Below are 24,411 nucleotides of genomic sequence, written 5' to 3' on the forward strand. Positions count from 1 at the left end.
GCGCCCCCTCACCCATCCTCTCCCCCTGAACGGGGAGAGGAGAGGTCTTCGCCGCAATTTTTCGAAAACAAGCGTGTTTGGCTTGGCTAGACTCCGCGTGTCATGAAGCGCGCCGCTTCGTGACCCGGGACTTCAACGCCATGCCCATTCCGTTCATCGACCTCCAGGCCCAGCGGGCGCGCCTCGGCCAGCCGCTGGAGGACGCCATCCTGAAGGTGGTGCGCTCGGGCGCCTACATCATGGGCCCGGAGATCGCCCAGTTCGAGACGGCCCTGTCGGACTTCGGCCAGGCGCCCTTCGTGTTGTCCTGCGGCTCGGGCACCGAGGCGATCCAGCTGCCGCTGATGGCCTGGGAGATCGGCCCGGGCGACGCAGTCTTCTGTCCCTCCTTCACCTTCGCGGCCACCGCCGAGGTCATGCCCCTGGTGGGCGCCTCGCCGGTGTTCGTCGACGTGCTGCCGGACACTTACAATCTCGACCCGGTGAAGCTGGACGCCGCCATCGAGGCGATCAAGGCGGAGGGCAAGCTGACGCCCCGCGCCGTCATCGCCGTCGACCTCTTCGGCCAGCCCGCCGACTATCCGGCCATCGCCGCGGTGGCCAGGAAGCATGGTCTGAAGCTGATCGCCGATTCCGCGCAGGGTTTCGGCTGCACCCTGAACGGCCAGCACCCGATCCATTGGGCCGATGTCACCACCACCAGCTTCTTCCCGGCCAAGCCGCTCGGCTGCTACGGCGACGGCGGGGCGGTGCTCTGCAAGGACGAGCGGCTGCACGACCTGCTGGTTTCCCTGCGGGTCCACGGCCAGGCGGTGAAGTCCGACATCGCCGGCAAGACCTTCGACCACGACCCCAAGTACCTGAACATGCGCATCGGCATGAACAGCCGGATGGACACCATCCAGGCCGCGGTGCTGCTGCAGAAGCTGACCATCTTCGAGGACGAGATCCGCGCGCGGAATGTCGTCGCCGACCGCTATGCGGCGGGTCTGAACGACGTGGTGCGCGTCCCCACGGTGATCGAGGGCGGGGTCAGCGTCTGGGCCCAGTACACCATCGAGACCGACGACCGCGACGGGCTTGTCGCCCACCTGAAAGCCACAGAGGTTCCCAGCGCCGTCTACTACCCGATCCCGATCCACCGCCAGGAGGTCTATTCCCGCTACCCGGCCCCCGGCGGCCTGCCGGTGACGGACGCCGCGGCGGAAAAGGTCATGAGCCTGCCCATGCACCCCTACCTTACCCCTGACGACCAGGACCAGGTGATCGCCGCCATCCGGGCCTTCGTGAAGCGGAACGGGTAGGCATCTCTTGTCCTCTCCCGCTTGCGGGAGAGGGTAGGGTGAGGGCTCTTTCTGAAGCTCCGCTTTAACTTCGAGGCCAAGACGCGCAGCCCTGCTGCGCGCCCCCTCACCCATCCTCTCCCCCTGAAGGGGCCGAGGAGGCGTTACCCCACCCACGTCACCTTCAACTCGGCCGCCTGAGCCAACCCCTGGGCCAAGCCCGCACGCGCCGCGTCGGCGCGCTTGCGGAAGTCCATCAGGTTGAGGCCCATGGCCGCCTGGCTGCCCGCGTCGGGACCGATCAGCACCACCTTGGCGCCGGCGTCGCGCAGGACGTCGAGCTCGGCCTCCACCCGGGCGGCGGTGGCGTCGGCCGCCGCGCCGGCGTTGGCCCCGCCGCGCACCTGGATCACCACCACCAGGTCATGGCCCACGGCCTGGTCGGCGTTGATGGTGGAGCGCATGCCGCCGTCGATATAGCGGCGGCCCTTGAGGGTGACCGGGGGATAGACGCCGGGCACGCTGCAGGAGGAGGCCACCGCCCGGGTGACCCCGACGCCCGACGCCTTGGTCCACATCCGGAATTCGCCGGTCAGGGCGTCCACCGCCGTGCAGGCGAAGCCGCGCTCGGGCCAGGCGTCCGGCGGCAGACCCGCGAAGGACCGCCCGAAGCTCTGGAGGAAGGTCGCCTCGTCGGAGGTCTCGGCCGCCAGCGCAAAGGCGCCGATCTCGGCGCGGACCGCCTGAGGATCGCGGACCCCGCCCTGGGCCTCGGCCATCATCTTCACCAGGACGGAAAGGTCGGCGCCCGGCGCGCGGGCCTCGCCGGGCGGACGCGGGGCCGGCGGCGGCTCGGCCAGGATGGGGTCGGCCAGGGTGGCGGCGTCCGCACCCAGGGCCAGTCGGGCGCCGACGAAGGAGCCCGCCGAGGTGCCCAGGATGAAGTCGGCCTTCCCCAGGTCGACCCCGCCCTGGGCGAGCCCCGCGATCAGGCCCGATTCCCAGGCGATGCCCACCGGCCCGCCCCCACCCAGCACCAAGGCCCGCGTCGTCATGGTCGTCTCTTCCCGGCTGTGTCTTGTTGCGGCCAGGATCGGCCAGGAGGCTGGCCTTGTCCATGAAGGCGACAGGCGCGGCCGCCGGGGGGTGGCCGCGCCTGCCTGGAGATCCGGCCGGTAACTCCCCCAAGCCCAGCCGTTCCGCCCTCCCAAGAAGGGAAGACGACGGGCCATCCCCAGGCCCTTTCCGTGCGCCTGAGCGGCGCCCTAGCGAAGCTTTGTCATGGTGTCGTAGGCCACCTGGGCGCCGATCAGCTGCGGGGTCTGGCGGCTGGGCCCCGCGCGCTTCTCGAAGCCGGCGCCGTTGGTGGCCACCCACTTGGCGGCCGCCCGGGGCGGATCGCCGGAGGTGGTGAACTGGGCCCGCACCGTGGAGGTGGGCAGGTGTGTGACCTTCACCGTGAAGGTGACGCCGGTCGGCGAGGCGAGGTCATCGTCGGGCAGGACCTCGATCAGGTACTGGATGCCCTGACCCAGGGCCAAGGTCTCCAGGTACTGGATGTCCAGCCGATCCTCGCGGCTCTGCTTGGCCGAGACCTTGCGGATCACCGCCTCGCGATCGACGATCCGGGCGCCCGCCGAGAGGAAGGCGCCGAGAATCGAGGTCTCCACCCCACGGGAGAAGTTGGTGTTGCGGAAGCCGTAGCTCGAGTCCGTCATGCGCTCCTGGTACTGGCGGCTCTCGCTGGCGCTGGCCGCCATGCCGCTGGAGGCGCTGGCCGCCCAGCCCCGTCCCCTGACCGCCGCGCCCTCCCCCATCGCCACCGCGGCCGAGCTTGCGGTCTGGACACTGTCGTACTGGCTGGTGGCGTCCTCGATGAGCTGGCGGTTCCAGAACAGCAGCATCGAGGGCCGGCCGGCGCCGGCGTACCAGCGGGCGAAGGCGCTCGAGGCGCTGTAGTTCCCGGCGTCCGGATTGACGCTCGGCGGCGGGGCGTTCACCTCGGGCATGCCCTCGCGATAGGTCACCGCCGGCGCCTGTGGCCGGTAGGTCTGGGCGAGCGTCGGGCCGGCGGCCAGCAAGGCCGCCAGCGCCGGGGCGAGAAGCTTCAAAGCGGTCATCGAACCCTCCTGTCTGGCCCTATTGGGCGCCGCGGATTTCCACGTAGTACTGGGCCGAGTTCAGCCGCGCGGAGCTCTGCTCGAAGGTGACCATGGCGTTGGGCTGGACGAAGAGGGAGGTCCAGGACTGGGCCCCGTCGGTGGGGACGCCCGAGGCGTCGTACCAGCTGGCGCGGGCCTGCAGCGGCAGGGCGACATTGGTCTTGTTGCGAATCTGGACGGTGATCTTCTTGAAGCCGGTGGGGCCGGTCGAGACATAGGCGCCCTCGGTGTCCAACAGGCTGTCGACCTTGAACTTGGCGCCGACATAGCGGGCCAGGGTGCCGTCGATCACCCGCACCGAGTTCAGCTCGGGGCGAATGTTGTTCTGCTGATCGATGCGGACCCCACCCTCGGGCGGGGTGGTCTCGCAGGCCGAAAGACCGGCGGCCAGGGCGGCGGCGCAGGCGATGGCGAGATGTTTGCGGAGCGTGGTCATCGGGGTTCTCTCTAGTGGGCGCGCACGAGGCACAGCTGTTTGCGGTTGGCGTCGGTGGCGCAGGCGATGGGCTTGTCGGCCCCCTCCACCGGGACGCCGGCCTTCAGGAAGTGGGCGTTGAGAGTCATGGGCCGGCCGCCGGAGGCGAGCGTCAGGACATGGATGGTGTCGGGCAGGGAGCTCCAGGTGCGCACGTCGGCCTGGGGCTTGGAATTGGAGGAGACGATCAGGAACACCCCCGACAGCACGCCCACGGCGGCCACCGCGTCGCCGTACTGGCCATTGGCGCTGAAGGCGGCGTTGTTGGAGGAGAGCGCCACGGTGGTATCGGCCAGGAAGGAGCCCACCCCGCCGGTGGTCGCCTTGAACTGGGCCTTGCCGGCCAGGATCTTGTCGATCTCCCGGCCGCCCCGGGTGGAGGCCTGGTAGAAGAGGTCCTCCATCGGATAGGCCTGCATGGGGGCCGCCCCGTTCATCACCTGGACCTGGTTCTCGGCGATCGGCTTGCCGCGCCGGTAGACGAAGAAGGCGTGGGCGGCCCCGTCCCCCAGCTTGCGCGGCGCCAGGCCCGTCTCGGCCAGGACCAGGGTGTCGTCCTTCTCGCCGATGCCGCCATAGGTGGGGCGCAGCTTCCTGAGCTGGACCATGGTCTCGTCGCGCAGGTCGGTGTCGCCGTTGAGGTGGCTGGCCCAGGCGTCGAGGAACAGCAGCAGGGCGAAGTCGGACCGGTTCTGGTCCTCCTCGGCGAAGGCGTCCTGCATCAGGCCCCGGCGGAAGGCGGCCCGGGCGTTCTCGTAGTCGGCGTCGTGCAGGTAGATCAGGCCGCGGTACAGGAAGGCCATGGCCCGCTCGTAGGGCTCGCCCTTGAAGTCCTTCGAGCCCTCGTCGTACCAGAGCTTGCGCGCCTTGGCGGCGTTGGCGTTGTCGGAGAACACCGAGTCGATGCGCAGGATGGCGTCGTCGAGCGCCGGCCTGGCGGTGGCGTAGTCGGCGCGCCAGAAGGCCCGGGCGCCGATCTCCATCTGGTTCAGGACCCGGTTGGCCGGCAGGTCGGTGGCCAGGCGGCCGACGAAGGCCTCCGGCCCCGCCTCATAGGGCACGGGCGGCAAGGGCGGCGGCGCGGCGGCCTGGGCCGCGCGGGCGGCGGCCAGCAGCAGCGCGCCGGCGAGGACTGCGGGTTTCATCGTCGGGCCTAGCGATAGACGACGTCGTCGCGGTTCTCTTTCTTGAACTCGTACAGGTTCGACCAGATGATCTCGCCGTACTCCATGTCGAGGAGCTCGAAGGTGTACTGGCTGAACCGCGAGGTCGTGCCCGTGCGAGTGTCGATGGCGTCGCGGGTGCCGATGCGGCCCACCAGCCGATAGTCGGCGCCGGCCTGGGCCCGGGTGCGGCCCGTGGTGCCCACATCGACGCGGCCCTCGTCCTTCAGCGCCCGCTCCTCCTCCACCGCGCCGGCGTATTCGCGGCCGATGAAGCGCATGCGGCCACCGGCGGCGCGCAGCAGGTTGACCCGGATGCGGTCGGTGATCAGGGCCTTGTCGATGATCTCCGAGCTCTCGTTCCGGAAGTACTTCGGGTCGACGATGATCCGCGGCGGGGTCGGGCGGTTCATCAGCTCGGGGACGTTCAGCAGGTCGCGGAACATGGCGTCGGCCATGGAGACGATGTCCTGGCTCTCGGTGCCGATCCCCTTGACCCCGTCGGAGGTCGTGGTGTCGCGATAGACCGTGGCCGAGCCCTGGGGCTTCAGCTTGGGGGCGGCGGCGGCCGGAGCCGCCGCGACGCCGAGGGCGGCCGCCAGGCCGATGAGCGGAAGTTGGATACGCATGATCCTATTTGCCGACGGAGGCGGTCTGCAGGGCCGGCAGGTAGGCGGTCTGGAACTCCGGATAGATCGCGTAGGTGGCGTCCAGGATCTTCTGGTACTCGGGGTTCGACGAATAGTTGACGTACATGTAGAGGGCCATGTCGTTCAGGGAGTTGAACGACAGGTCGGTGGACGAGCGCAGGAATTCCTCGCCGCCGATGGCCTTCAGCGCGATGCCCCGGCCCATGGCCGCGCCCGCCTTCTTGCCCAGGAAGCCGCCGACGAAGGGCACCTGTTCCATGGCCTTCTGGCCGGCGTAGTTGCCCGCCATCGAGCCGATCTGGCCGGCGGCCTTGACCTGCATGGACTTGGTCACCCAGCCGGCGGTGACGCCGTCGGAGGTGAAGGGCGAGGCGTATTTGCCGGCCGAGCCCTCGATGGGCGCCGGCGCGGTGAGCGCCGTGGGCGCGGCGATCTGGGGCGCGCCCCAGGCGGTCAGCATCAGAGCCCCGGCGACGACGACGGGAACGTGGATCATCTTCATGTTGGTTGGCCCCCCAGCCTCTAGGATCTTACGGGTTGATGTCCGGCCGGCCGGCGGAAGCTCTCTGCGGTCCCCGGGCTGCGCCCGGTGTCCCGCATTCCGCCGTAGGGCCGCCCCCACGATCGGCCAGGGTCGTGTCAGCCCAGGCTCGCGCGCCGGGATCGGCGGCGGGCGCGGACGCGCGGGAAGCGGCGATGACAGGACGCATGGTCGACCCTTGGGGGTAGGTCTTTGGTGTTCGCCCGTCCTGTCTGACCCCTGCGGGGAGCGGCCGCATGATCCAAATGGACTATGGGCCGGCCATTGGCGGCCGCCCGTCGCCTCAATGGGCGTCGAGGTTTCCGACGATGGAGGCCCGCTGGGAGATCTCGATCCAGTTGCCGTCGGGATCGCGGACCATGGAGATCCGCGCGGTGGTCCCCAGGGTGGTGGGGGGCATGGCCTCGCGGCCACCCTTGGCCAGGATGCGGGCGTGTTCCTCGTCGACCTTGAAGACCTGGAAGGTGATGTAGCGCCAGCCCTTGCCCGCCATGCCGGCGTCGGAGGGCGCGTCGGGGCTCTGCTCCAGGATCAGCAGGGTCTCCCCGGCCCGGAAGGCGCCGGGCGCCGCCTCGGTCAGGCCCAGCCCTTCCCTGTAGAACCTGCAGTGGGCGGCCAGGTCGCGGACGGCCAGGCGAAGGCCGATCTGGGTGACGCCGCCGAGGCCCGGCGGAACCAGGGTCACGCGATTGCCGTCGGGGTCGGTCAGGGTCATGGGCGCCGTCAGCCCGGGCCGGGCGACGATCAGCTCCCGGTAGCCGCTGGGAGCCGTCTCCGGCAGGGGGTCGGCATGGTGGTTGATCTTCAGCACCGAGCCCAGGGCGTCGTGGCGGTGCTGGTCCTGGCCGCGGCGGATCCTCAGCAGATGGTCGAAGGGAATGCCCGCCTGCTCTTGCCAGAAAGCCAACATGGGCTGCAGATCGTTGGTGGACAGCCCGATGTCCACGCGGGGTTTCGCCAGTTCCATGCGCCCGTTTCCGCCTTTAGATTTCCTCGCCTTGTCTCATCAGCGAGGGCGTGAGACCTAAGTCAAACATTTGTTTTAAGTCATTAGGAGCGATCCATGAAGGCTGCGGTCTATTACGAAAACGGCGGGCCCGAAGTCCTGAAGTACGAGGACATGCCCGATCCCCAGTGCCACCCCAAGGGCGTGGTCATCGCCGTCGAGGCCATCGCCATCGAGGGCGGCGACACCCTCAGCCGCTGGCGCGGCCAGCTGGTGACCAAGCCCCACATCGTCGGCTACCAGGCCTCCGGGACCATCGTCGAGGTGGGCTCCGAGGTGACCCATCTGAAGGTCGGCCAGCGGGTCGCCACCCTGATGGCGCACGGCAGCCACGCCTCCATGCGCGCTGTGGCCGCCCGCAACTGCTGGCCCGTGCCCGACGGCTTCGACATGAAGAAGGCCGCGGCGATCCCGGTCACCTTCGGCACCGCCGACGACTGCCTCTTCGAATTCGGCCGCCTGAAGAAGGGCGAGACCGTCCTGATCCAGGCCGGCGCCTCGGGCGTGGGCGTGGCCGCCATCCAGCTGGCCAAGCGGGCCGGCGCGGGCCTGATCCTGGCCACCGCCTCCTCCGACGAACGCCTGGAGAAGCTCAAGCGCCTCGGTCTCGACCACGGCATCAACTACACCCGTGACGACGTCGTCAAAGAGGTGATGCGCCTGACCGACAACAAGGGCGCCGACGTCATCGTCGACAGCGTCGGCGGCCCCACCCTGCAGGGTTCGATCAATTCCCTGGCCTATCGCGGCCGTGTCTCCATGGTCGGCGCCGCCGGGCGCGAGCCGATGGTGGTGGACGTCGGCTCGCTGATGGGGGGCAACCGCACCCTGTCGGGGGTCTTCCTCGGCGCCGAGATCGGCACCGACCGGGTGCATGACAACGTCCAGCGCCTGATCGACGACGCCGCCAAGGGCGAGCTGGAGGTGGTGATCGACCGGGTCTTCCCCCTGTCGGAAGCCGCCGCGGCCCATGCCTATATCGAGAGCCGCGCCGCCGTCGGTCGCGTGGTGATGGTGCCGTAAGACCCACCTCCACCAGGGTGTCATCCCGCATGGAGCGCCGCAGGCGCGGACGTGCGGGACCCAGAGGCGCCGACCTCTCCGGAGGGCCCGGTGCGTCTGGGTCCCGGACAAGCGCTTCGCGCTTTCCGGGATGACACCGATGGGGTTCAATCGCGCCAACGAGAGGAAACGACCATGCCCAAGGCCCGCAACGGCGACGTCGCGATCGAGTACGAGGTGTTCGGCGAGGGGCCGGAGACCATCCTGCTGATCAACGGCCTGGGCTCGCAGAAGACCCGCTGGCCGGAGGCCTTCTGCGCCAAGCTGGCCGCCAAGGGCTATCGCGCCGTCCGGTTCGACAACCGCGACACCGGTCTCTCCACCTGGTTCGAGCCCGGCCAGGCCTACACGCTCTCGGACATGGCCGCCGACGCCATGGCGGTGCTCGACGCCGTCGGCGCGGCCAAGGCCCATGTGGCCGGGGTCTCCATGGGCGGCATGATCGGCCAGGTGGTGGCCATCGAGCACCCGGAGCGCACCCTGTCGCTGACCTCCATCATGTCGGCCACCGGCGGGCCGGGCACCATGGACTCCACACCGGCGGCCGCGGCGGTGCTCTCCACCCCGCCGCCCAATCCGCAGGCCGACTTCGAGGCCTTCGTCGCCCACGGGGTCAACAACGCGCTCACCATCGGCAGCCCCGGCTACCCCTGGCCCCAGGGCGCCCTGCGCGAGCGGGTGATCGCCGAGCATGGCCGGGCCTTCAATCCCACCGGATCGACACGCCAGATGGCCGCCATCCGCGCCTATGGCGACCGCACCGAGCGCCTGAAGGCCCTCAAGCTCCCCACCATCGTCCTGCACGGCGCCGACGATCCCCTGGTGCCCCTGGCGGGGGGCCAGGCCACGGCCGCGGCCATTCCGGGCTCGGAGCTGCGGGTGATCGCCGGCATGGGCCATGACCTGCCGCCGGCCCTGTTCGACATCGTGGCCGACGCCATCCTGGACGCCGCCGCCCGGGCCCGCTGAGGCGCCCATCCCCACCTTCCGCCGGCCAAGGCCGGATCAGCCAAACTTGAGGAAATTCCCATGGGACGTCTCTCCGGCAAGACCGCCGTCATCACCGGCGCCGGCTCCGGCATCGGCCGCGCGGCCTCGGTGCTGTTCGCCCAGGAGGGCGCCAGCCTGGTGATCGCCGACAAGATGGACACCGTCCAGGAGACGGCCAAGCTGGTCGAGGCCGCCGGCGGCAAGGTCGTCGCCCTCACCGGCGACGCGGGCGAGGAGGCCTTCGTGGCCAGCCTGACAGCCAAGGCGGTGTCGGAATACGGCGGCCTCGACGTGGCCTGGGCCAACGCCGGCATCTCCGGCGGCTGGACCGCCTTCGACGACCAGGACACCGCCTTCTGGGCCGAGATCCTGCGGGTGAACCTGATCGGCGCCTTCCTGCTGGTGAAGCACGCCAGCCGGGTGATGATCCCCAAGGGCAAGGGCTCGATCATCTGCACCGCCTCGGTGGCCGGCATCCGGTCGGGCGCCGGTGGCTCACCCTATTCGGCCTCCAAGGCCGGGGTCATCAACCTGGCCCAGACCGCGGCCAACGAGTTCTACGGCACCGGGGTTCGGGTCAACGCCATCTGCCCCGGCCTGATCGAGACCGGCATGACCCAGCCGATCTTCGACGGCGCCCGCGCCCGTGGCAACGAGGACAAGATCGGCCAGCTCAACCCGCTGACCCGCGGCGGCGTGCCCATCGAGATCGCCAACGCCGCCCTGTTCCTGGCCAGCGACGAGGCCTCCTATGTCAACGGCCAGGCCATCGTGGTGGACGGCGGGCTGTCGTCGTCCCACCCGGTCGTGCGCCGCAAGCGGTGATCTACCTGGCGCGCCACGGCCAGACGGAGTGGAACCTGGCGCGCCGTTACCAGGGCGCGTCGGACTCCCCCCTCACCGAGCTTGGCCAGGCCCAGGCCCGGCGGATGGGCGAGCTGCTGAGCCGCCTGGTCCCCGACCCGGGCGGCTGGCGCATGGTGGCCAGCCCCCTGGGCCGCGCCCACCACACGGCCCGCATCATCGCCCAGACGATGGGCGGGACGCTGGCGCCGGAACTCGACGCCCGGCTGGCGGAGGTCAGCATGGGATCGTGGGAGGGGCTGTCCCTGGATGAGCTGGAGGCGCGAAGGCCCGCCGACCTGCCCTATCCGGAGCGCTATTTCGCGGCGCCCGGCGGCGAAAGCTTCGAGGGCGTCCTGGCGCGGCTGTCGGACTGGTTGGCCTCAGTTGACGAGACGCAGAACCTCATCCTGGTCTCCCACGGCCTGTCGGGCCGGATCCTGCGGGGACTCTATGGCGGCCTTCCGCGCGAGGCGATGCTGACCCTGCCCGTGCCGCAGGACGCCATCTATCGCCTTGCGGACGGCCAGGTCGTGCAGATCGATTGCGACCCCGCGTGACGCCCCAGCTGGGACGCTGGGCGGCGCGGGGGGCGGCGGCGTTCTGCCTGGGCTTCGCCGGCTTCCAGGTCGCCCTGGCGCTGGGCGCCCCCTTCGGCAAGATGGCCTGGGGCGGGGCGAGCCCGGCCGTACTGCCCGACGGCCTGAAGGCCGCCAGCGCCGGGGCGGCGGTCTATCTGGCGCTCGCCGCCCTGGCGATGCTGGTGCGCGCGGGCGATCTCGGGGCGAGGCTGCCCCGGCGTCCCGTCTGGTGGATCAACCTGCTGCTCGCCGTTCAGCTGGGGCTCAACACCCTGGCCAACCTGGCGGCGCAGGGGGATGTCGAGCGCTACGTCATGGGCGCGGCCTCGGCGGTGGGCTGCCTGCTCTGCGTGGCGGCGCTCAGCGCGCGGGCTGGACCCGCCGCAGGATGACCCCGCCGTCATTGGCGTCGTCGAGCTGGCGCAGCAGGACCATGACGCCGACGCCCACCAGGGCGCCCAGGACGAAGGACCCGAACATGGCGCCCGACGCCGCCACCGGGCCCAATCCGTTCCGAGGATGCTCCTTGCCGTAGATCAGGGAACCGTCCCAGGCCTCGGCATAGTCGCTCATCGGCTCGTACTGCTCTCTCATGCCACTCAAACCCTTCGAAATCGGGGAGGTTCCTCCCCCGCTGGTCATCCCCGCCCGCGGACGGTAGAAGCCCTCAACCCATTTAAGAACCGCCTGAACGAGAACAACAGACCACTCATGGCCGGACATTCCAAGTTCAAGAACATCATGCACCGCAAGGGGCGCGCCGACGCGGTGCGTTCCAAGCTGTTCTCCAAGCTGAGCCGCGAGATCACGGTGGCCGCCAAGTCGGGCCTGCCCGACCCGACCATGAACGCCCGCCTGCGCCTGGCGGTGGCCAACGCCAAGGCCGAGTCCATGCCCAAGGACAATATCGACCGGGCCATCAAGAAGGGCGCCGGCGGCGACGCCGAGTCCTATGACGAGGTGCGCTACGAGGGCTTCGGCCCCGGCGGCGTGGCCCTGATCGTCGAGGGCCTGACCGACAACCGCAACCGCGCCGCGGCCAATGTGCGGTCCACCTTCTCCAAGAACGGCGGCAATATGGGCGCCACCGGCTCAGTGGCCTTCATGTTCGATCGCCTGGGCCAGATCGTCTATCCGGCCAAGGTCGGCAGCGAGGACAAGGTGATGGAGGCCGCCATCGAGGCCGGCGCCGAGGATGTGGAGTCCGACGAGGAAACCCACACCATCTTCACCGCCTACGAGGCCTTCGCCGAGGTGGCCAGCGCCCTGGAGGCCAGCCTGGGGGAGGCCAAGTCCACCAAGATCATCTGGCGGCCCAAGAACCTGACCCCGATCTCCGGCGACTCGGTGGGCACCCTGATGAAGCTGCTGGACGCCCTGGACGACGACGACGACGTCCAGAACGTCTACGGCGACTACGAGATCTCCGACGAGGACATGGAGAAGTTCGGCTAGGGGCCCGCGCCTAGTCCATCATGCGGACGATCACCGACTGACTGGCCGTGGCCATCAGCTCCCCGTTCTGCGCGAACAGGTTCATCACCCCGTGGGCGAAGCCGCCGTGGATGCCGGTGATCTGAATGTCGCAGAGCACCCAGGTGGTCGACACGATGCGGCGGATGCGCAGGGTGTTGTCCAGGCTGTTGCCGCCGCCCTGGCGGCCTAGCGCCGCGCCGACCCCGGACGGCACATAGTCGGCCATGATCGCCAGCAGGCTGGCGTCGACGGCGAAGTCCTCCACCGGCTTGATCCACATCACCAGACGTCCGTCGGCGGAGAGCTGACCTGTGCGCGGGCCCTCGCCGTAGCGGCCCTTGGCCATGCGCACGTCCAGGCGGCCGTTGAGGTTGTCCCCCTGGTCGCCCCAGAGGACCGAGCGCTCGCAGTCTTCCGGCGGCGGCATGTCGGGCATGGTCACCCACTGGTGGGACACGGTGCTGGGCCGGGAGCCGAGGGCGGCGTTGACCGTGAAGATCTCCTGGTCGCCGACATGGCCGATCACCCGGGCCTGGCTGTTGTACTTGCCCTGGACCGGGACCCAGACGTCGAGGTCCACCACCGAGCCCGGCCGCGCATAGGAGAGGTACTGGGCCGTGGCCCAGATCACCGGGCGTCCGCAGGTCCGTTCCATGGCCGCGATGGCGCTGGCCAGGCCGATGCCGCCGTACATGAAGAGGTTGTCCGGCGGCCCGACGCAGACCGCGGGCGTCAGCGGCATGAACCAGCGGTGCGGGTTGTGGGTGGCCTGAAGGTCGAAGAAGAGTTCGCTCATGGCCGGGCCGATACCCCTCCACGGCGGCCCTGTCCCGGATTTTCGCCTCAGACGGCGATGGCGACCTCGTCCTCGCCCAACAGGCGGGCGATCTCGCCGAGCAGGGCGGGGACGGAGATCGGCTTGGCCACCACCCCGTTCATGCCGGCGGCGCGATAGGCGCCCTGCTGATGGGTCATGACATTGGCGGTCAGGCCGATGATCGGGGTGCGGGCCACGGGACCGGCCAGGGCGCGGATGGCCCGCGTCGCCTCGACCCCATCCATGTTGGGCATCTGGACGTCCATCAGGATCAGGTCGAAGCCGCCGTGCCGGGCCGCCTCCAGGCCGATCCGCCCGTCCGCGGCCTCGGCCACCTGGGCGCCGAGGCGGGTCAGCAGGGTGCGGGCCACCAGGCGGTTGGTGGGGTTGTCCTCCACCAGCAGGATGCTCACCCCCTCCAGCAGACTTTCATCCGCCGCGACGGACGGCGCCGGGGCGGCCCCGGGCGCGGTGAAGTCGAGCCAGAAGGTGGAGCCGACCCCCTCGGCGCTGGTGAAGGCGATGTCCCCGCCCATCCGTTGGGCCAGCGCCCGGGTGATGGAGAGCCCCAGGCCCGAGCCGCCGAAGCGGCGGGCCGTCGAACTCTCGGCCTGGCGGAAGCGCTCGAACAGGTGAGGCTGGGCGGCGAGCGCAATGCCCACCCCGGTGTCCTCGATCTCCAGCCGCACGTGGCGCTGTCCGTCGGCCTGGGGGGTGACTGCCAGGCGCGCGGCGACATGTCCGGCCGGGGTGAACTTGATGGCGTTGCCCAGCAGGTTGAACATCGCCTGACGCACCCGCACGGGGTCGGCGGCGATCCACAGATCGGCGCCGACGGTCTCGCGGCGCAGCTCGATCCCCTTGGCGCGGGCCTGCCCCTCCAGCAGGGCGACCACGGCGTCCAGGGCCTCACCCATGTTCATGGGCTCGGGCGTCAGGTCGATCTGGCCGGCTTCGATCTTGGAGAAGTCCAGCACGTCATTGAGCAGCTGCGCCAGCATCAGGCCGGCGTCGGCGGCCTGGCGCATCAGTTCGCGGCCCTCCGCCGAGATCGGTTCGTCCTTCAGCAGATGCAGGGCGCCCAGCACCCCGTTCATGGGGGTGCGGATCTCATGGCTGATATTCGCCAGGAACTCGGCCTTGGCCCGGGTGGCGCTCTCGGCCTCGGTCTTGGCCTCGCGCAGGGCCTGGTCCTTGGCCACCTGCTCGGTGATGTCGCGGCTGACGTCGATGACGCCCACCGGGATGCCGTGTTCGCAGACTAGCTTGGCGTTGGTCTGGAACCAGAGCCAGCGCCCATCCTTGTGGCGCACCCTGACGGTCACCACCTCCGAGCGCGCCGGATCGGCTCGCATCCGAGCGGCGGCCTCCGAGATCAAGAACCAGTCCTCGGGCTCTATGATCTCCAATCGCGACACCCCGATCAATTCCTCGGGCCGGTAACCGAGCACGCTCTCGATCGCGGGGGAGAGGTAGGTGTGGACGCCCTCCAGGTCGGTGCGGGCGATGATGTCGGTGATGTTCTCGGCCAGGACCTCGTAGCGGTGCAGGCTGGCGTTGACCGCCCGCTGTTGCTCCTGGGCCGAGGGGAGCTCGATGGCCCGTCCGCCCACGAAGATCAGGCCGAGCGCCAGCGCCATGAGGATCGGCGCCAGCTCCATCCAGGTCCGGCCGTCGCTGACGCCGACGATCAGCAGGGCGCAGATCGCCGGAATCGCGCCGGTGGCCAGGAAGACCGCCGGCGTGCTGTAGAAGAGCAGGACCGCGAGGGCCACGACGGTGATGCACAGGATCGCCGCCGTGGTGCGGCCGGCCAGGGTGTCGGCGTTCCAGAAGGTGATCCCCAGGGCCAGCCACCACAGGCTGATGGAGGTGAAGCTCACCAGGAAATTGGCGCGGGACCGGTGGCGGACGACGCCGCCATCGACCTGGCCGCGGCTGGCGAGCCAGAGCCAAAGCTCCAGGGACAGGATGATCGCCAGCCAGCCGCCGGCCATGATCGGCGACAGGATCAGCGCGGCCATCACCGCGCCGAACAGGCTCAACCCCAGGCGCGGCAAGGTGACGAAGCGCACCGCAACGGCAGCCTCGTCCAGGCGCACGGAGAGGGGTGGGCTTGAGATCGTCCGACTCCAGGGCAGGTGCGCGCGACTGCGCGATGAAGGTTCCGGGGTACCCTGGCTCTACTGTTTGGAGTGCTAATCGGCGCTGCGACACATTCGCCCAACACCGGTCCGAGCATAGCGGGCTTGCTTTCTGGCCGCCGTTCATGTGTTTAGCCGCCCTGCCGAGCGCTTCTCCGAACCTGACCCGCGACGATCGCGGTGGGCCCGCCGCCTCGCCCCCAAAGACCTCAGGAAGACCGCGCCATGCAAAGTTCCACAGCCTTTACCCGTGAAACCGTCCAGCTCGACGGCGAGACCTTCTACGACTGCGATTTCCAGAAGTGCCGCATGGTCTATGCCGGCGGCGAGGCCCCGGTCTTCACCGACTGCCGGTTCGAGGACTGCGACTGGAAGTTCGAGGACGCCGCGGCCCGCACCCTGGAGCACATGAAGGCGGTCTGGAACGCCGGCGGCAAGCAGCAGCTCCAGGGCTTGATCAAGGAAATCACGAGCGGCGGCGCGGCGAAGTCGTAAGGGCCAGATAGGCCGCGGCCGCCGCGGCCACCGACGGCAGGGTCGCCCCCAGGCCCGGTTCCAGGCGGGTGACCGCCTGGTAGGCCGCGATGCCGATCCCCCAGGCCGCCAGACCCCGCAGGCTGAACCCCCCGGTGAACCAGTAGGCGCCCCCCGCCTGGGCGATGGCGCCCGCCTCGATCCGTCGGCGCCGCACGACGAAGTGGTCGGTGAGCAGCACCCCGAACAGGGGGGCGAAGACCGACCCGATCAGCAGCAGGAACCCCTCGTACCTCGCCAGGGGCGCGAAGAGGGCGATGAGGGTGCAGACCGCCCCGTAGACCAGCGCCAGGCGCGCCGGCCGGGCGCGGACCAGGGTCGCGGTGGACACCGCCGCGGAATGGATGTCGGCGAAGGTGTTGTCGGTCTCGTCGATGAGGATCAGCAGCAGGGCCACCCCGCCGCCGGTGGCCGCGAGCGCCGCCAGCAGCATCCCCTCCCCGCCGCCGGAGGCCAGGGCGTAGCAGGCGCCGAGCGCGAAGAACCAGATATTGGCCAGCAGGTAGCCAGCCGCGCTGCCGCGGAACATGGCCCCCGGCGAGCGCCCGAAGCGCGTGTAGTCGGCGATCAGGGGCAGCCAGGAGAGCGGCATGGCCACCACCAGGTCGACCCCGGCGCCGAAGCTCATCTCCCCGGTCCCGGCTCGGGCCATGAGGGCGGGAAGGTCATGGTCGGCCAGCAGCCGCCAGGTCAGCCAGGCCGCCCCGGCCAGCAGCAGCCACAGGCCCCAGGCCCGCAGGAAGCGGCGGACGAAGGACACCGGCCCCATCACCGCGAGCGCGGTGGCCAACACGCCGAACAGCAGGGTCCAGAGCACCGGGTTCGACACCCCGAAGGTCTGCCTGGCCAGGGCGTCGGCGGAGTCGCGCATGGCGATGATCTCGAAGGCTCCCCAGCCGGTGAGCTGCAGGGCGTTGAGCGCGGCGGGAACCGCGGCCCCGCGGACGCCGAGCGCCGGCCTCAGATTGCCGATGGCCGAGAGCCCGGTGTCGGCCCCCACCACCCCGGCGGCGGCCAGCAGCAGCACGCCGAGGATCGAACCCAGGACGATGGCGGCCAGGGCATGGGGCAGGCTGAGGCCCGGAACCAGGAAGGCGCCGGCCTGCAGCACCAGCAGGCCGATCCCCAGGCTGAACCACAGGGAAAAGGCGTCGCCGGCGGCGAAGGCGCGGCGGCCCTCGGGAACCGGGGTCAGGGGATCATAGCTGTCGTTCGGGCTATCCATGGCCAAGGTGTATCAGGCGTTCGCGCGACGGCCAGCCCGCTTGGGCCGCGACGGGCCTTGGGCTAGTCTGCGCCCATGAGCACCCTGCGCCGCCTGATCGACCTGCCCGGCATCGCCGACCTGGAATTCGCCTCGGTGATGAAGCCCGCGATGCGCGAGCCCGGCGCGCAGGCGCAGTTCCCGGAGCTCGACGAGGTCAGCCGCGCCAATTTCGGCCTCACCCTGGACGAGGCCGACGAGGTGACCCTGCCCGCCGACTGGGACCGGATCGAGCGCAGGTCCGAGCGCGACCAGGTTGAGGCCTTCGAGGCCGCCGGCTGGGACGTCACCGACAAGCGCCGCCCCCTGAAGATCCTGCCGCAGTTCAGTTTCCAGATGTGGCTGGCGATCCGCGGGGTGGCCGGCGCCCTGCCCTATCAGGCCGAGGAGGATGTCGAGGCCAAGATGTCCTCCTCCCTCGCCGCCGACGCCGCCAAGTTCCGCCGCGACCGCTAGAGCGCGTCAGGGTCAGGTCAGACGATCCCATCTGACCCTAAAAGGCTCTAGGCGGCGCGGCGCAGGGGCCGGCTCGATCCCGCCCCCACCTCGAAGGCGCTCACCAGGGCGGCCAGGTCGGCGTGCTGGGACTTGAGAGAATGGGCCGCGGCGGTGGTCTGCTCCACCATGGCGGCGTTCTGCTGGGTGACCTGGTCCATCTGATTGACGGCGGCGTTGACCTCCGAGAGACCGCCGGCCTGTTCCTGGGCCGAGGCCGAGATGGCGGTCACCGACTCCCCGATGGTCTCCACCCGCTTCAGAATCCGCGTCAGGGCCTCCCCCGTGCGGCCCACCAGGGTCACCCCCTCGCTGACCTTGCCGGAGGAGGCCGCGATCAGGGTCTTGATCTCCTTGGCCGCGCCGGCCGAGCGCTGGGCGAGCGCCCGGACCTCGGAGGCGACGACCGCGAAGCCGCGGCCTGCCTCGCCGGCGCGGGCGGCCTCGACCCCGGCGTTCAGGGCCAGAAGGTTGGTCTGGAAGGCGATCTCGTCGATCACCCCGATGATCTGGCCGATCTGGTTTGAGGAGGTCTCGATCTCACCGACGGCGGTGACGGCGGCGGCGAGCACGGCCTCGGTCTGACGGGCGTCGGCGCGGGTCTCGGCCACCACGGCGTTGGCCTCGGCGGCGCGGCTGGCGGTCTGTTTCACGGTGACGGTGATCTGGTCCAGGGCCGCGGCGGTCTCCTCCAGCGAGGCGGCCTGGTGCTCGGTGCGGCGCGACAGGTCGTCGGCGGCGCTGGCGATCTCGTCGGCGCCCACCCCCACGCCCTCGGCCGCGGCGCCGATGCCGCGCATGGTGGTCTGCAGCTTCTCGGCGGCCTGGTTGAAGTCGCGCTTGAGCACCTCGTACTCCGGGGCCACCTCGACCTGGACGCGGAAGCCGACGTCGCCCTCGGACAGGTGGGACAGGCCCTCGGCCAGGGCCTTGACCAGGACGTCGCGCTCCCGCTCGGCGGCCAGGCGTTCGGCCTCGCGCTGGTCCTTGGACTTCTCCTCCTCGGCCCGGCGGGCTTCCTGGGCGGTGCGCAGGTCGCGGCGTTCGAGGGCCGCCTCACGGAAGACCACGATGGAGCGGGCCATCTCCCCCAGCTCGTCGGCGAGACGGCGACGGGGACGGGCTTGTCATAGTCCCCCTCCGCCAGGTCCGACATGTAGGTCACCAGCTCGGAGAGCGGGCGCAGCAGCTTGCGGCGCAGAATGGCGATCACCGCCGCGCCGCCCAAGGCGGTCAGCAGAGCGGCCAGGCCGGTCAGGACCAGGACCCGGCGACTGTCGGCGGCGATCTTGGCTTCCGTGGCCGCGCCGGCCACGGCCTGGGCCCGCAGGAGCTTCGCCATCTCGCCCTGGGTGGCCTGGATGGCCTGGGTCATCTGAGCCGCGGCGGCGTCGAACTGCGGCATCATCGCATTCCCCCCCACGGGGCCCTGGTCGACATAGGCGTGGGCCATGCTGACCCCGGTCTGATGGAAGGCGTCGAAGCTGGCGGTGGCCCGGTCGATGGCCGCCACCATGGCCGGGGCGCCGAGCTTGAGCGCCAGGGCGCGGGCGCGGGCGGCGTCGGCCTTGAAGGCGGTGGCGTTCTCCTCGGCCGCGGCCCATCCGTCGTCGAGGCCGTCGAGGCCGCGGGTGGCCGAGACGTCGGTGAGGAACTGCTGGACCTGGATGACGTCGATCTGAACCTGCTTGCTGGCCGAGACCAGGTCCAGGGTGGCGGCTGAACGTTCCGCCCTCGCGGCGGTCTCCCGCTCGCGTTGCCGCTCGCCCATCAGGCCGATCAGGCCCTCGCCCAGGGCCGCCCCGGCGGCGAAGACCACCAGGGTGATGACGATGGCGGTGAGATATCGTTCGATGGCCCGGGACTTACGCACCGGCGGGGGGGAGCTGGACATGGTTACGCCTGAGGTTTGCAGGCGGGCAAAGTGTCACGGGGCTTTTAACCAACCCATAAAGGCGCCGGTTAACGGGAAATATTCCGCGGCGAATTCCGGGTCGAATACACTCATTGTGAGGGCGCCGGATCCCGAATGCTTGTATTTGCTATGCTCGAAATGAGTATACGAAATGCCCCGCCCTCGGGTCACGCTTCGAGGAGGCCGATGGCGGCCCATCTTCCCGCGACGGACCCGGTGCCCGGCCTCCGACGCCCCGCCTCCGCCCCGATCCATGTCACTGTTTTTGCTAGGAGACTCGCCGAGCTCATCGGACATCCAGCGCCCACAAGAGTATGGGATGCCCGCGGAAGGGCCTAAGGATATCTTTACTATGAAAATTGAGGATTTCTGCAATCTTTAGGTTACGGGTCTTTAGTCTTCCCCACCTATACATGACGTATAGTGATTTTTGCATCGGGACAGACTTTGACTCTATTTGGAGACGGGGCGGGACGGCTGCGGAGGCTTTGCGCGGCGGCGGTCGCCCTGACCCTGGTCGGGGCGACGGGCGCCCGGGCGGCCGAACCCCACAGTCCCGCCCTGACCCTGGGCCTGGACTACAAGCTCGACAGCGTCGGGGTCCTGGGCGGCGGCGCGACGCGGGGAACCGACCTGCTGGACGGCCTGACCCTCAGCGCGGACCTGGACCTGGACCGCGCGGTCGGCTGGGCGGGCGGCTCGGCCCATCTGGACCTGCTCAACACCAGCGGCGATGCGCCCAGCCTGCGGGCCGGCGCCCTGCAGGGGGTGGACGCCCTCGAGGTCTCCGCCCAGCGGCTGCGCCTCTACCAGGCCTGGCTGGAGCAGAGCCTGGCCGGCGGCTTGGTCAACCTGCGGCTCGGCTTCTCCGACGTCAGCGGCGAGTTCGCCGTCGCCGACGCCTCGGGCCTGCTGCTCAATCCCAGTTTCGGTATGGCGCCCGACTTCGCCGCCAGCGGGGCGGCGGCCTATCCCTCCACCTCGCTCGGCCTGCGGGTGCGGGTCGAGCCGAGCCCGACCACCTATCTGCAGGCGGCCCTGGTCAACGCCCGCACCGGCGTGCCGGGCGATGACGGCGGCGCCGATCTCAGCTTCGACGACGGGACGGTGCTGGCGGCCGAGGCCGGCGCCACCGCGCGCGGCAAGGTCGCCGTGGGCTACTGGCGTCTGACGCGCCGGCAGGACGACCTCGCCACCCTGGACGCCGCGGGCCAGCCGGTCCGCCGCACGGCCCAGGGCGCCTACGCCCTCGTCGAGCAGCCCCTGACCGAAGGCCCCGTCCGGGCGCTGACCGGCTTCCTGCGCGCCGGGATCTCCGAGGGCCGCACCGGCCCCTTCCGCGGCAGCGTCCAGGCCGGCCTGCTGGCCGCCCCGCTCTTCGCCGGCCGCCCGGACTCCAGCCTGACGGTGGGAGTCACCTACGCCGCCCTGGGCCGCGCCTATCGCGACGCCTCGATCCTGGCCGGCGGCCCCGCCCTCGACCGCGGCGAGACGGTGCTGGAACTGGCCTATTCGGACGAGCTCAACGACAAGGTCCGCCTGCAGCCCGGCCTGCAGTTCATCCATCGCCCCGGCGGCGACCCACAGGTCAAGGACGCCGTCGTCGCGTCGCTGCGCGTGGACATCGGGTTCTGACCGCCGAAAGTTCGATGCCACGGTATGGCGCTCTGGCATTTCCGCGCTAGGGTCTGGCCCTTGTCTTCAAGGAACCCAGCATGCCCCGCTCCCCGGACTACCTCGGCGCTGTCGGCATTGGGGTCAGCGACCTGACCCGCTCCGTCGACTTCTACACCCGCGTCCTGGGCATGACCCAAACCCAGACCTTCAAGCTCGACTATATGGACGAGGTGGTGGTGGCCTTCGAGGGCCGCACCGCGGTGGTGCTGATGCACTACACCGACGGCTCGGCGCGCAACTACGCCGACAATCCGGTCAAGCTGGTCTTCTACGTCACCGACCCCAAGGCGGTCAGCGACCGCATCAAGGCCGACGGCCTGACCATCCTGCGCGAGCCCGCCCCCATCGCCACCCTGGGCGGGGCCGTGGTGGGCCTGGCCAAGGACCCCGACGGCTACACCATCGAGCTGCTCCAGGCCCCGCCGCCGAAGAGCTAACCCGCCCGCGGATAGAGGATGATCTGGGTGCAGCGGAAGGCGGCCATCAGCTTGCCGGTGGCCGCGTCCGTCAGGGTGGCGTCCCAGACCTGGGTGGTGCGGCCGCCGTGCAGCATCTGGGCGGTGCAGACCACAGCGCCCTCCCGCAGGGTGCTCATGAAGTTGCACTTCACCTCGGCGGTGGTGAAGCCGCTGGCCCCCTCCGGCCAGGCGGTGGAGACCCCATAGGCGCAGAGGATATCTGCCACCGACAGCAGGCAGCCGGCCAGCAGGAAGCCGGTGTGGGCCACCAGGTCGGGCCTCACCTCGAATCGCCCCACCACCCGGCCGTCGGAGACCTCCGTCACCGTCAGGCCCAGATGGCCCGGCAGCTTGCCCTCATTGGCGCGGTTCAGGCTCTCCACGGAGGTGTTGTTGCTCGTGCCAGCCATGTCTCTCCCCTTCTTTGCGCCCATCTAGCGCAGAGCGCCGGGGCTGTGTCAGGGTCGGGGCGCGGAAAATGCGGAGGGCCGATGGCCGGGATGGATCTGAGCCAGGTGGCCGAGCGCCTGGCCGCGCGGCGTCCTGCGTCGGGGACCTATGTGGTCGGCGTCACCGGCGCCGTCGCCGCCGGCAAGAGCGTCTTCGCCCAGAGCCTGGCCGAACACCTGGCCGCGGACGGCGAGCGGGTGGAGCTGGTCTGCACCGACGGCTTCCTGCTGCCCAACGCCCGGCTGGCGGAGCTGGAGCTCACCAACCAGAAGGGCTTCCCGCCCTCCTACGACCACGCCGCCCTGCGCGCGGCCCTGGAGGGCGTGCGCCAGGGACCGACGATCTTCCCTGGCTATTCCCACGTCACCTATGACGTCGACCCGGCGCTCGCCCGCACCCTGGACCCGCCCGACGTCCTGGTGATCGAGGGGCTGAACCTGGTCCCGACCCACGGCCCCTCCCTGATCGACACCCTGGTCTATCTGGACGCCGAGGAGGCCCACCTGGAGGCCTGGTACGTCGACCGCTTCCTGGGCCTGTGGGAGGCCGCCGAGCACGACCCCGCCTCCTTCTACGCCCGCTTCCGCGGCATGAGCCGGCCCGAGGTCGAAGGCCTGGCCAGGATGGTCTGGCAGAAGGTCAACCTGAAGAACCTGCGCGACCACATCGCGCCGGCCCGCGCCCAGGCCGACCTGGTGGTGCGCAAGGGCCCCGACCACGCCATCGTGGCGGTGGAGGCGCGGGGCTAGCGCCAATCCACCTGAGCGTGCAGGATCGCGCGATCCAAGGTGGAGCTTGTTGATGTTGATCGTTCTCGCCGCGATGGCGGCCCTTGCGGCGGAAGCCGTCGCCGTGGAGCCTACGAAGGAAAGAGAAGCGCTCTGGGTCAGTACTCCAACGCCTGAGGAAATCGCGCGCGTCTATCCGGTCGCCGCGCAAAGGGCCAACGTGGAGGGGGTGGCCGCTATGGCCTGCAAGGCGACAGCTGATGGCCACCTGACCAACTGCACTGTCACCCGTCAGTATCCAGCAAGTGCTGGGTTTGGCGAGGCGACATTGAAATTGGCGCCCCTGTTCCGCATGGCGACCGCTGCGAAGGATGGTGCGCCCGTCGAGGGCGAAACCGGCGAAATCAAGGTCCGATACGTCCTACCCGGCTCCGAATTCATGCGGCGGCCAGATCCTGATGATTTCGCAATCTGCTATGGGCAATTCGCCAACCGCGCCGAAGCCAACGCCGAAGACCTGCAGGCCTGGCGCGGCGCAATGTATTGGGCCGCCAAGATGATGAGCGCTGCCGCAGGGAGGTACAGCTCACCGTCTAAGGTCGAGTCCGCCATGGCCCGCGCGCGTGGTGAGGCGGCCAACGGCACACTGAGGCCCAAGCGGGGCTATGAACTCGAGAGTTGCGTAGCAAAGCTTCCGAAGTGAGCTTGCCCTAGTAAACGATCGGCCGGGCCTTCTGCGGATAGCGGCTGCAATCGTCCTCCACCCAGCGGATGTGGCGCACCTCCAGCTCGGCCTTCTGGGCCTCGATGTCGGCGTTGTAGAGGCAGGGCAGGATCACCCGGATCGGGATGTGCTGGTCCTCGCTGAGCGCCAGGACGAACTTGGCCACGCTCTGTTTCATCATCTGATAGTCGGCCTGCTGGCCGCGCCGGAAGCCGTCGCGGTCGCCATAGCCGCTGACGGCCAGGTCCCCTTCGCGGGCCAGGGCCCGGCGCTCCACGCCGTCGCCCTCCCAGGTCCCCGGGGCGATGTAGTTGGACAGCTTGAGCACGTCGAAGGGGTTGCCCAGCAGGCCGAGGCTCACCAGGGCCACGGCGTCGCGCTCGTTGAGGCCGACGAAACGGGCGCTGAAGCCTGAATCCACGGTGGTCTGGAAGGCGGTCCGACCGCTGCGCCGGTCGACGATGCGGTAGATGGCCCGGCTGCGGCTCTCGAAGGTGGCGCCGAAGGCCGAGCCGTCCAGGTCGACGAACTCGACCTGCAGGCCGTAGCGGGCGGCGATGGGGGTGGGCGCCAGCATGCCGGACTTTTCCAGCAGCAGGGCGAGCTGCGGCCGGAACTGGGCCTGGTTGGCCTCGGAGAACAGGAAGGAGTGCTGGCTCATCCCGGAGACGTAGTCGACCACGACGGTCTGGTAGAAGGGATGGCCCGGGGGCACGGCGAAGGCGATGGCGTTGCGCAGCGGCGGGCGCTGCACCTCCAGCATGGTCTGGTGGGAGGCGCAGGACGCCAGGCCCAAGCTCAAGACCGCCACCAGGCTCGTCAACCAGCGCATGTTCGTCCCCCTCGCGCCGCAAGCTCTACCTTGAGGAGGGATAATGGAAGATTACGCGCCGCGGCCTCGCCGCCCGTAGCAGGAGCGCCAGAACACCCTTCCTTAACCCCGATCGCCGCTGTATCACCGGAACATATCCCG

General features: G+C 69.9%; 29 protein-coding genes. 15 read left to right on the forward strand and 14 right to left on the reverse strand.

Translation table 11 applies throughout. The annotated features are described in order from the left end of the window. The first annotated feature begins 140 nt into the window (after nucleotides 1–140). The gene (locus tag ACO06I_RS13635) at nucleotides 141–1,304 is read left to right on the forward strand and encodes a DegT/DnrJ/EryC1/StrS family aminotransferase (RefSeq protein WP_421933630.1); all 1,164 of its coding nucleotides are present in this window, start codon (nucleotides 141–143) and stop codon (nucleotides 1,302–1,304) included. Between the two features lie 143 nt (nucleotides 1,305–1,447). Here the strand turns inward: ACO06I_RS13635 and ACO06I_RS13640 are convergent, their stop codons facing one another. The 7 genes from ACO06I_RS13640 to ACO06I_RS13670 all read right to left on the reverse strand — a co-directional run bounded on the left by ACO06I_RS13640 (nucleotide 1,448) and on the right by ACO06I_RS13670 (nucleotide 7,241). Then, nucleotides 1,448–2,338, reverse strand: a complete 891-nt coding sequence (locus tag ACO06I_RS13640) for a patatin-like phospholipase family protein (protein ID WP_421933108.1) — start codon at nucleotides 2,336–2,338, stop codon at nucleotides 1,448–1,450. 210 nt (nucleotides 2,339–2,548) lie between these two features. Then, nucleotides 2,549–3,403 carry a hypothetical protein gene (locus ACO06I_RS13645; RefSeq protein WP_421933109.1) on the reverse strand — a complete coding sequence of 285 codons (855 nt, stop codon included), beginning with the start codon at nucleotides 3,401–3,403 and terminating at the stop codon, nucleotides 2,549–2,551. 19 nt (nucleotides 3,404–3,422) lie between these two features. After that, nucleotides 3,423–3,881: a DUF1425 domain-containing protein gene (locus tag ACO06I_RS13650; RefSeq protein WP_421933110.1), complete on the reverse strand. Its 459-nt coding sequence runs from the start codon at nucleotides 3,879–3,881 to the stop codon at nucleotides 3,423–3,425. A gap of 11 nt (nucleotides 3,882–3,892) precedes the next feature. Then, entirely contained in the window at nucleotides 3,893–5,065 is a 1,173-nt protein-coding gene (locus ACO06I_RS13655; protein WP_421933111.1) for a hypothetical protein, read from the reverse strand. An 8-nt stretch (nucleotides 5,066–5,073) separates the two neighbouring features. Further along, complete coding sequence (locus tag ACO06I_RS13660) at nucleotides 5,074–5,712, reverse strand: hypothetical protein (RefSeq protein ID WP_421933112.1); 639 nt, start codon at nucleotides 5,710–5,712, stop codon at nucleotides 5,074–5,076. Nucleotides 5,713–5,716: 4 nt separating this feature from the next. Then, nucleotides 5,717–6,235, reverse strand: a complete 519-nt coding sequence (locus ACO06I_RS13665; protein ID WP_421933113.1) for a hypothetical protein — start codon at nucleotides 6,233–6,235, stop codon at nucleotides 5,717–5,719. A 322-nt stretch (nucleotides 6,236–6,557) separates the two neighbouring features. After that, complete coding sequence (locus ACO06I_RS13670; RefSeq protein ID WP_421933114.1) at nucleotides 6,558–7,241, reverse strand: VOC family protein; 684 nt, start codon at nucleotides 7,239–7,241, stop codon at nucleotides 6,558–6,560. Nucleotides 7,242–7,337: 96 nt separating this feature from the next. Here ACO06I_RS13670 and ACO06I_RS13675 point away from each other — a divergent pair, with 96 nt between their 5' ends. From ACO06I_RS13675 to ACO06I_RS13695, 5 genes are all read left to right on the forward strand, one after another. Further along, the gene (locus tag ACO06I_RS13675) at nucleotides 7,338–8,303 is read left to right on the forward strand and encodes a quinone oxidoreductase family protein (protein ID WP_421933115.1); all 966 of its coding nucleotides are present in this window, start codon (nucleotides 7,338–7,340) and stop codon (nucleotides 8,301–8,303) included. A gap of 174 nt (nucleotides 8,304–8,477) precedes the next feature. After that, nucleotides 8,478–9,311 (forward strand): alpha/beta fold hydrolase, encoded by an 834-nt coding sequence (locus ACO06I_RS13680; RefSeq protein WP_421933116.1) that lies wholly within the window; start codon nucleotides 8,478–8,480, stop codon nucleotides 9,309–9,311. A 60-nt stretch (nucleotides 9,312–9,371) separates the two neighbouring features. After that, entirely contained in the window at nucleotides 9,372–10,157 is a 786-nt protein-coding gene (locus ACO06I_RS13685; protein WP_421933117.1) for an SDR family NAD(P)-dependent oxidoreductase, read from the forward strand. Further along, nucleotides 10,154–10,735: a histidine phosphatase family protein gene (locus tag ACO06I_RS13690; protein WP_421933118.1), complete on the forward strand. Its 582-nt coding sequence runs from the start codon at nucleotides 10,154–10,156 to the stop codon at nucleotides 10,733–10,735. Before ACO06I_RS13685 ends, ACO06I_RS13690 begins: the two co-directional genes overlap by 4 nt. Continuing rightward, nucleotides 10,732–11,148 carry a hypothetical protein gene (locus ACO06I_RS13695; protein WP_421933119.1) on the forward strand — a complete coding sequence of 139 codons (417 nt, stop codon included), beginning with the start codon at nucleotides 10,732–10,734 and terminating at the stop codon, nucleotides 11,146–11,148. The genes ACO06I_RS13690 and ACO06I_RS13695 overlap by 4 nt, the downstream gene beginning before the upstream one ends. Here the strand turns inward: ACO06I_RS13695 and ACO06I_RS13700 are convergent. Beyond that, complete coding sequence (locus tag ACO06I_RS13700) at nucleotides 11,117–11,350, reverse strand: hypothetical protein (RefSeq protein WP_421933120.1); 234 nt, start codon at nucleotides 11,348–11,350, stop codon at nucleotides 11,117–11,119. The genes ACO06I_RS13695 and ACO06I_RS13700 overlap by 32 nt on opposite strands. Nucleotides 11,351–11,467: 117 nt before the next feature. On the opposite strand from ACO06I_RS13700, the gene ACO06I_RS13705 reads away from it, so the two are divergent. Next, on the forward strand, nucleotides 11,468–12,211 hold the full coding sequence (locus ACO06I_RS13705; protein ID WP_421933121.1) for a YebC/PmpR family DNA-binding transcriptional regulator: 744 nt from the start codon (nucleotides 11,468–11,470) through the stop codon (nucleotides 12,209–12,211). A 10-nt stretch (nucleotides 12,212–12,221) separates the two neighbouring features. On the opposite strand, the gene ACO06I_RS13710 is transcribed toward ACO06I_RS13705, so the two are convergent. After that, nucleotides 12,222–13,028, reverse strand: a complete 807-nt coding sequence (locus tag ACO06I_RS13710; protein WP_421933122.1) for an acyl-CoA thioesterase — start codon at nucleotides 13,026–13,028, stop codon at nucleotides 12,222–12,224. Nucleotides 13,029–13,075: 47 nt separating this feature from the next. Next, on the reverse strand, nucleotides 13,076–15,124 hold the full coding sequence (locus tag ACO06I_RS13715; RefSeq protein WP_421933123.1) for an ATP-binding protein: 2,049 nt from the start codon (nucleotides 15,122–15,124) through the stop codon (nucleotides 13,076–13,078). Between the two features lie 294 nt (nucleotides 15,125–15,418). Between ACO06I_RS13715 and ACO06I_RS13720 the strand changes: the two genes are divergently transcribed. Further along, a complete protein-coding gene (locus ACO06I_RS13720; RefSeq protein WP_304697682.1) occupies nucleotides 15,419–15,688 on the forward strand; it encodes a hypothetical protein in 270 nt (89 codons plus the stop codon). Here ACO06I_RS13720 and cytX read toward each other — a convergent pair. After that, nucleotides 15,660–16,952: a putative hydroxymethylpyrimidine transporter CytX gene (gene cytX / locus ACO06I_RS13725; RefSeq protein WP_421933124.1), complete on the reverse strand. Its 1,293-nt coding sequence runs from the start codon at nucleotides 16,950–16,952 to the stop codon at nucleotides 15,660–15,662. The genes ACO06I_RS13720 and cytX overlap by 29 nt on opposite strands. 75 nt (nucleotides 16,953–17,027) lie before the next feature. On the opposite strand from cytX, the gene ACO06I_RS13730 reads away from it, so the two are divergent. Further along, nucleotides 17,028–17,447, forward strand: coding sequence for a hypothetical protein (locus ACO06I_RS13730; protein ID WP_421933125.1), 420 nt, complete (start codon nucleotides 17,028–17,030; stop codon nucleotides 17,445–17,447). Nucleotides 17,448–17,494: 47 nt separating this feature from the next. On the opposite strand, the gene ACO06I_RS13735 is transcribed toward ACO06I_RS13730, so the two are convergent. Further along, nucleotides 17,495–18,571 (reverse strand): methyl-accepting chemotaxis protein, encoded by a 1,077-nt coding sequence (locus ACO06I_RS13735; protein ID WP_421933126.1) that lies wholly within the window; start codon nucleotides 18,569–18,571, stop codon nucleotides 17,495–17,497. Between the two features lie 117 nt (nucleotides 18,572–18,688). Between ACO06I_RS13735 and ACO06I_RS13740 the strand changes: the two genes are divergently transcribed. The 4 genes from ACO06I_RS13740 to ACO06I_RS13755 all read left to right on the forward strand — a co-directional run bounded on the left by ACO06I_RS13740 (nucleotide 18,689) and on the right by ACO06I_RS13755 (nucleotide 21,515). Then, complete coding sequence (locus ACO06I_RS13740) at nucleotides 18,689–18,865, forward strand: hypothetical protein (RefSeq protein WP_421933127.1); 177 nt, start codon at nucleotides 18,689–18,691, stop codon at nucleotides 18,863–18,865. Nucleotides 18,866–18,954: 89 nt separating this feature from the next. Next, complete coding sequence (locus tag ACO06I_RS13745) at nucleotides 18,955–19,209, forward strand: hypothetical protein (protein ID WP_421933128.1); 255 nt, start codon at nucleotides 18,955–18,957, stop codon at nucleotides 19,207–19,209. A gap of 639 nt (nucleotides 19,210–19,848) precedes the next feature. Then, complete coding sequence (locus ACO06I_RS13750; RefSeq protein WP_421933129.1) at nucleotides 19,849–21,036, forward strand: carbohydrate porin; 1,188 nt, start codon at nucleotides 19,849–19,851, stop codon at nucleotides 21,034–21,036. An 80-nt stretch (nucleotides 21,037–21,116) separates the two neighbouring features. Beyond that, nucleotides 21,117–21,515, forward strand: a complete 399-nt coding sequence (locus ACO06I_RS13755; RefSeq protein ID WP_421933130.1) for a VOC family protein — start codon at nucleotides 21,117–21,119, stop codon at nucleotides 21,513–21,515. Here the strand turns inward: ACO06I_RS13755 and ACO06I_RS13760 are convergent. Next, nucleotides 21,512–21,946 carry a PaaI family thioesterase gene (locus tag ACO06I_RS13760; RefSeq protein WP_421933131.1) on the reverse strand — a complete coding sequence of 145 codons (435 nt, stop codon included), beginning with the start codon at nucleotides 21,944–21,946 and terminating at the stop codon, nucleotides 21,512–21,514. The two genes, ACO06I_RS13755 and ACO06I_RS13760, sit on opposite strands and share 4 nt — an antisense overlap. A gap of 81 nt (nucleotides 21,947–22,027) precedes the next feature. Between ACO06I_RS13760 and ACO06I_RS13765 the strand changes: the two genes are divergently transcribed. Then, nucleotides 22,028–22,735, forward strand: a complete 708-nt coding sequence (locus tag ACO06I_RS13765; protein WP_421933132.1) for a type I pantothenate kinase — start codon at nucleotides 22,028–22,030, stop codon at nucleotides 22,733–22,735. A gap of 52 nt (nucleotides 22,736–22,787) precedes the next feature. Further along, on the forward strand, nucleotides 22,788–23,417 hold the full coding sequence (locus ACO06I_RS13770; protein ID WP_421933133.1) for an energy transducer TonB: 630 nt from the start codon (nucleotides 22,788–22,790) through the stop codon (nucleotides 23,415–23,417). Nucleotides 23,418–23,424: 7 nt separating this feature from the next. Here the strand turns inward: ACO06I_RS13770 and ACO06I_RS13775 are convergent, their stop codons facing one another. After that, a complete protein-coding gene (locus ACO06I_RS13775) occupies nucleotides 23,425–24,270 on the reverse strand; it encodes a hypothetical protein (RefSeq protein WP_421933134.1) in 846 nt (281 codons plus the stop codon). Nucleotides 24,271–24,411 lie beyond the last annotated feature (141 nt).

Origin of the sequence: Phenylobacterium sp. (genome assembly GCF_965229015.1) — a bacterium.
In the GTDB taxonomy this organism is placed as follows: Bacteria; Pseudomonadota; Alphaproteobacteria; order Caulobacterales; family Caulobacteraceae; genus Phenylobacterium.

Excerpts from the sequence above, each read along its gene's own strand:
- ACO06I_RS13710 (WP_421933122.1), bottom strand. The coding sequence starts at position 13,028 with ATGAGCGAACTCTTCTTCGACCTTCAGGCCACCCACAACCCGCACCGC.
- ACO06I_RS13755 (WP_421933130.1), top strand. The coding sequence starts at position 21,117 with ATGCCCCGCTCCCCGGACTACCTCGGCGCTGTCGGCATTGGGGTCAGC.
- ACO06I_RS13635 (WP_421933630.1), top strand. The coding sequence starts at position 141 with ATGCCCATTCCGTTCATCGACCTCCAGGCCCAGCGGGCGCGCCTCGGC.
- ACO06I_RS13640 (WP_421933108.1), bottom strand. The coding sequence starts at position 2,338 with ATGACGACGCGGGCCTTGGTGCTGGGTGGGGGCGGGCCGGTGGGCATC.
- ACO06I_RS13680 (WP_421933116.1), top strand. The coding sequence starts at position 8,478 with ATGCCCAAGGCCCGCAACGGCGACGTCGCGATCGAGTACGAGGTGTTC.
- ACO06I_RS13670 (WP_421933114.1), bottom strand. The coding sequence starts at position 7,241 with ATGGAACTGGCGAAACCCCGCGTGGACATCGGGCTGTCCACCAACGAT.
- ACO06I_RS13700 (WP_421933120.1), bottom strand. The coding sequence starts at position 11,350 with ATGAGAGAGCAGTACGAGCCGATGAGCGACTATGCCGAGGCCTGGGAC.
- ACO06I_RS13655 (WP_421933111.1), bottom strand. The coding sequence starts at position 5,065 with ATGAAACCCGCAGTCCTCGCCGGCGCGCTGCTGCTGGCCGCCGCCCGC.
- ACO06I_RS13685 (WP_421933117.1), top strand. The coding sequence starts at position 9,372 with ATGGGACGTCTCTCCGGCAAGACCGCCGTCATCACCGGCGCCGGCTCC.
- ACO06I_RS13775 (WP_421933134.1), bottom strand. The coding sequence starts at position 24,270 with ATGCGCTGGTTGACGAGCCTGGTGGCGGTCTTGAGCTTGGGCCTGGCG.
- ACO06I_RS13770 (WP_421933133.1), top strand. The coding sequence starts at position 22,788 with ATGTTGATCGTTCTCGCCGCGATGGCGGCCCTTGCGGCGGAAGCCGTC.
- ACO06I_RS13730 (WP_421933125.1), top strand. The coding sequence starts at position 17,028 with ATGAGCACCCTGCGCCGCCTGATCGACCTGCCCGGCATCGCCGACCTG.
- ACO06I_RS13745 (WP_421933128.1), top strand. The coding sequence starts at position 18,955 with ATGGAAGGCGTCGAAGCTGGCGGTGGCCCGGTCGATGGCCGCCACCAT.
- ACO06I_RS13735 (WP_421933126.1), bottom strand. The coding sequence starts at position 18,571 with ATGGCCCGCTCCATCGTGGTCTTCCGTGAGGCGGCCCTCGAACGCCGC.
- cytX (WP_421933124.1), bottom strand. The coding sequence starts at position 16,952 with ATGGATAGCCCGAACGACAGCTATGATCCCCTGACCCCGGTTCCCGAG.
- ACO06I_RS13705 (WP_421933121.1), top strand. The coding sequence starts at position 11,468 with ATGGCCGGACATTCCAAGTTCAAGAACATCATGCACCGCAAGGGGCGC.
- ACO06I_RS13760 (WP_421933131.1), bottom strand. The coding sequence starts at position 21,946 with ATGGCTGGCACGAGCAACAACACCTCCGTGGAGAGCCTGAACCGCGCC.
- ACO06I_RS13675 (WP_421933115.1), top strand. The coding sequence starts at position 7,338 with ATGAAGGCTGCGGTCTATTACGAAAACGGCGGGCCCGAAGTCCTGAAG.
- ACO06I_RS13650 (WP_421933110.1), bottom strand. The coding sequence starts at position 3,881 with ATGACCACGCTCCGCAAACATCTCGCCATCGCCTGCGCCGCCGCCCTG.
- ACO06I_RS13660 (WP_421933112.1), bottom strand. The coding sequence starts at position 5,712 with ATGCGTATCCAACTTCCGCTCATCGGCCTGGCGGCCGCCCTCGGCGTC.
- ACO06I_RS13665 (WP_421933113.1), bottom strand. The coding sequence starts at position 6,235 with ATGAAGATGATCCACGTTCCCGTCGTCGTCGCCGGGGCTCTGATGCTG.
- ACO06I_RS13720 (WP_304697682.1), top strand. The coding sequence starts at position 15,419 with ATGCAAAGTTCCACAGCCTTTACCCGTGAAACCGTCCAGCTCGACGGC.
- ACO06I_RS13740 (WP_421933127.1), top strand. The coding sequence starts at position 18,689 with ATGGCGATCACCGCCGCGCCGCCCAAGGCGGTCAGCAGAGCGGCCAGG.
- ACO06I_RS13645 (WP_421933109.1), bottom strand. The coding sequence starts at position 3,403 with ATGACCGCTTTGAAGCTTCTCGCCCCGGCGCTGGCGGCCTTGCTGGCC.
- ACO06I_RS13765 (WP_421933132.1), top strand. The coding sequence starts at position 22,028 with ATGGCCGGGATGGATCTGAGCCAGGTGGCCGAGCGCCTGGCCGCGCGG.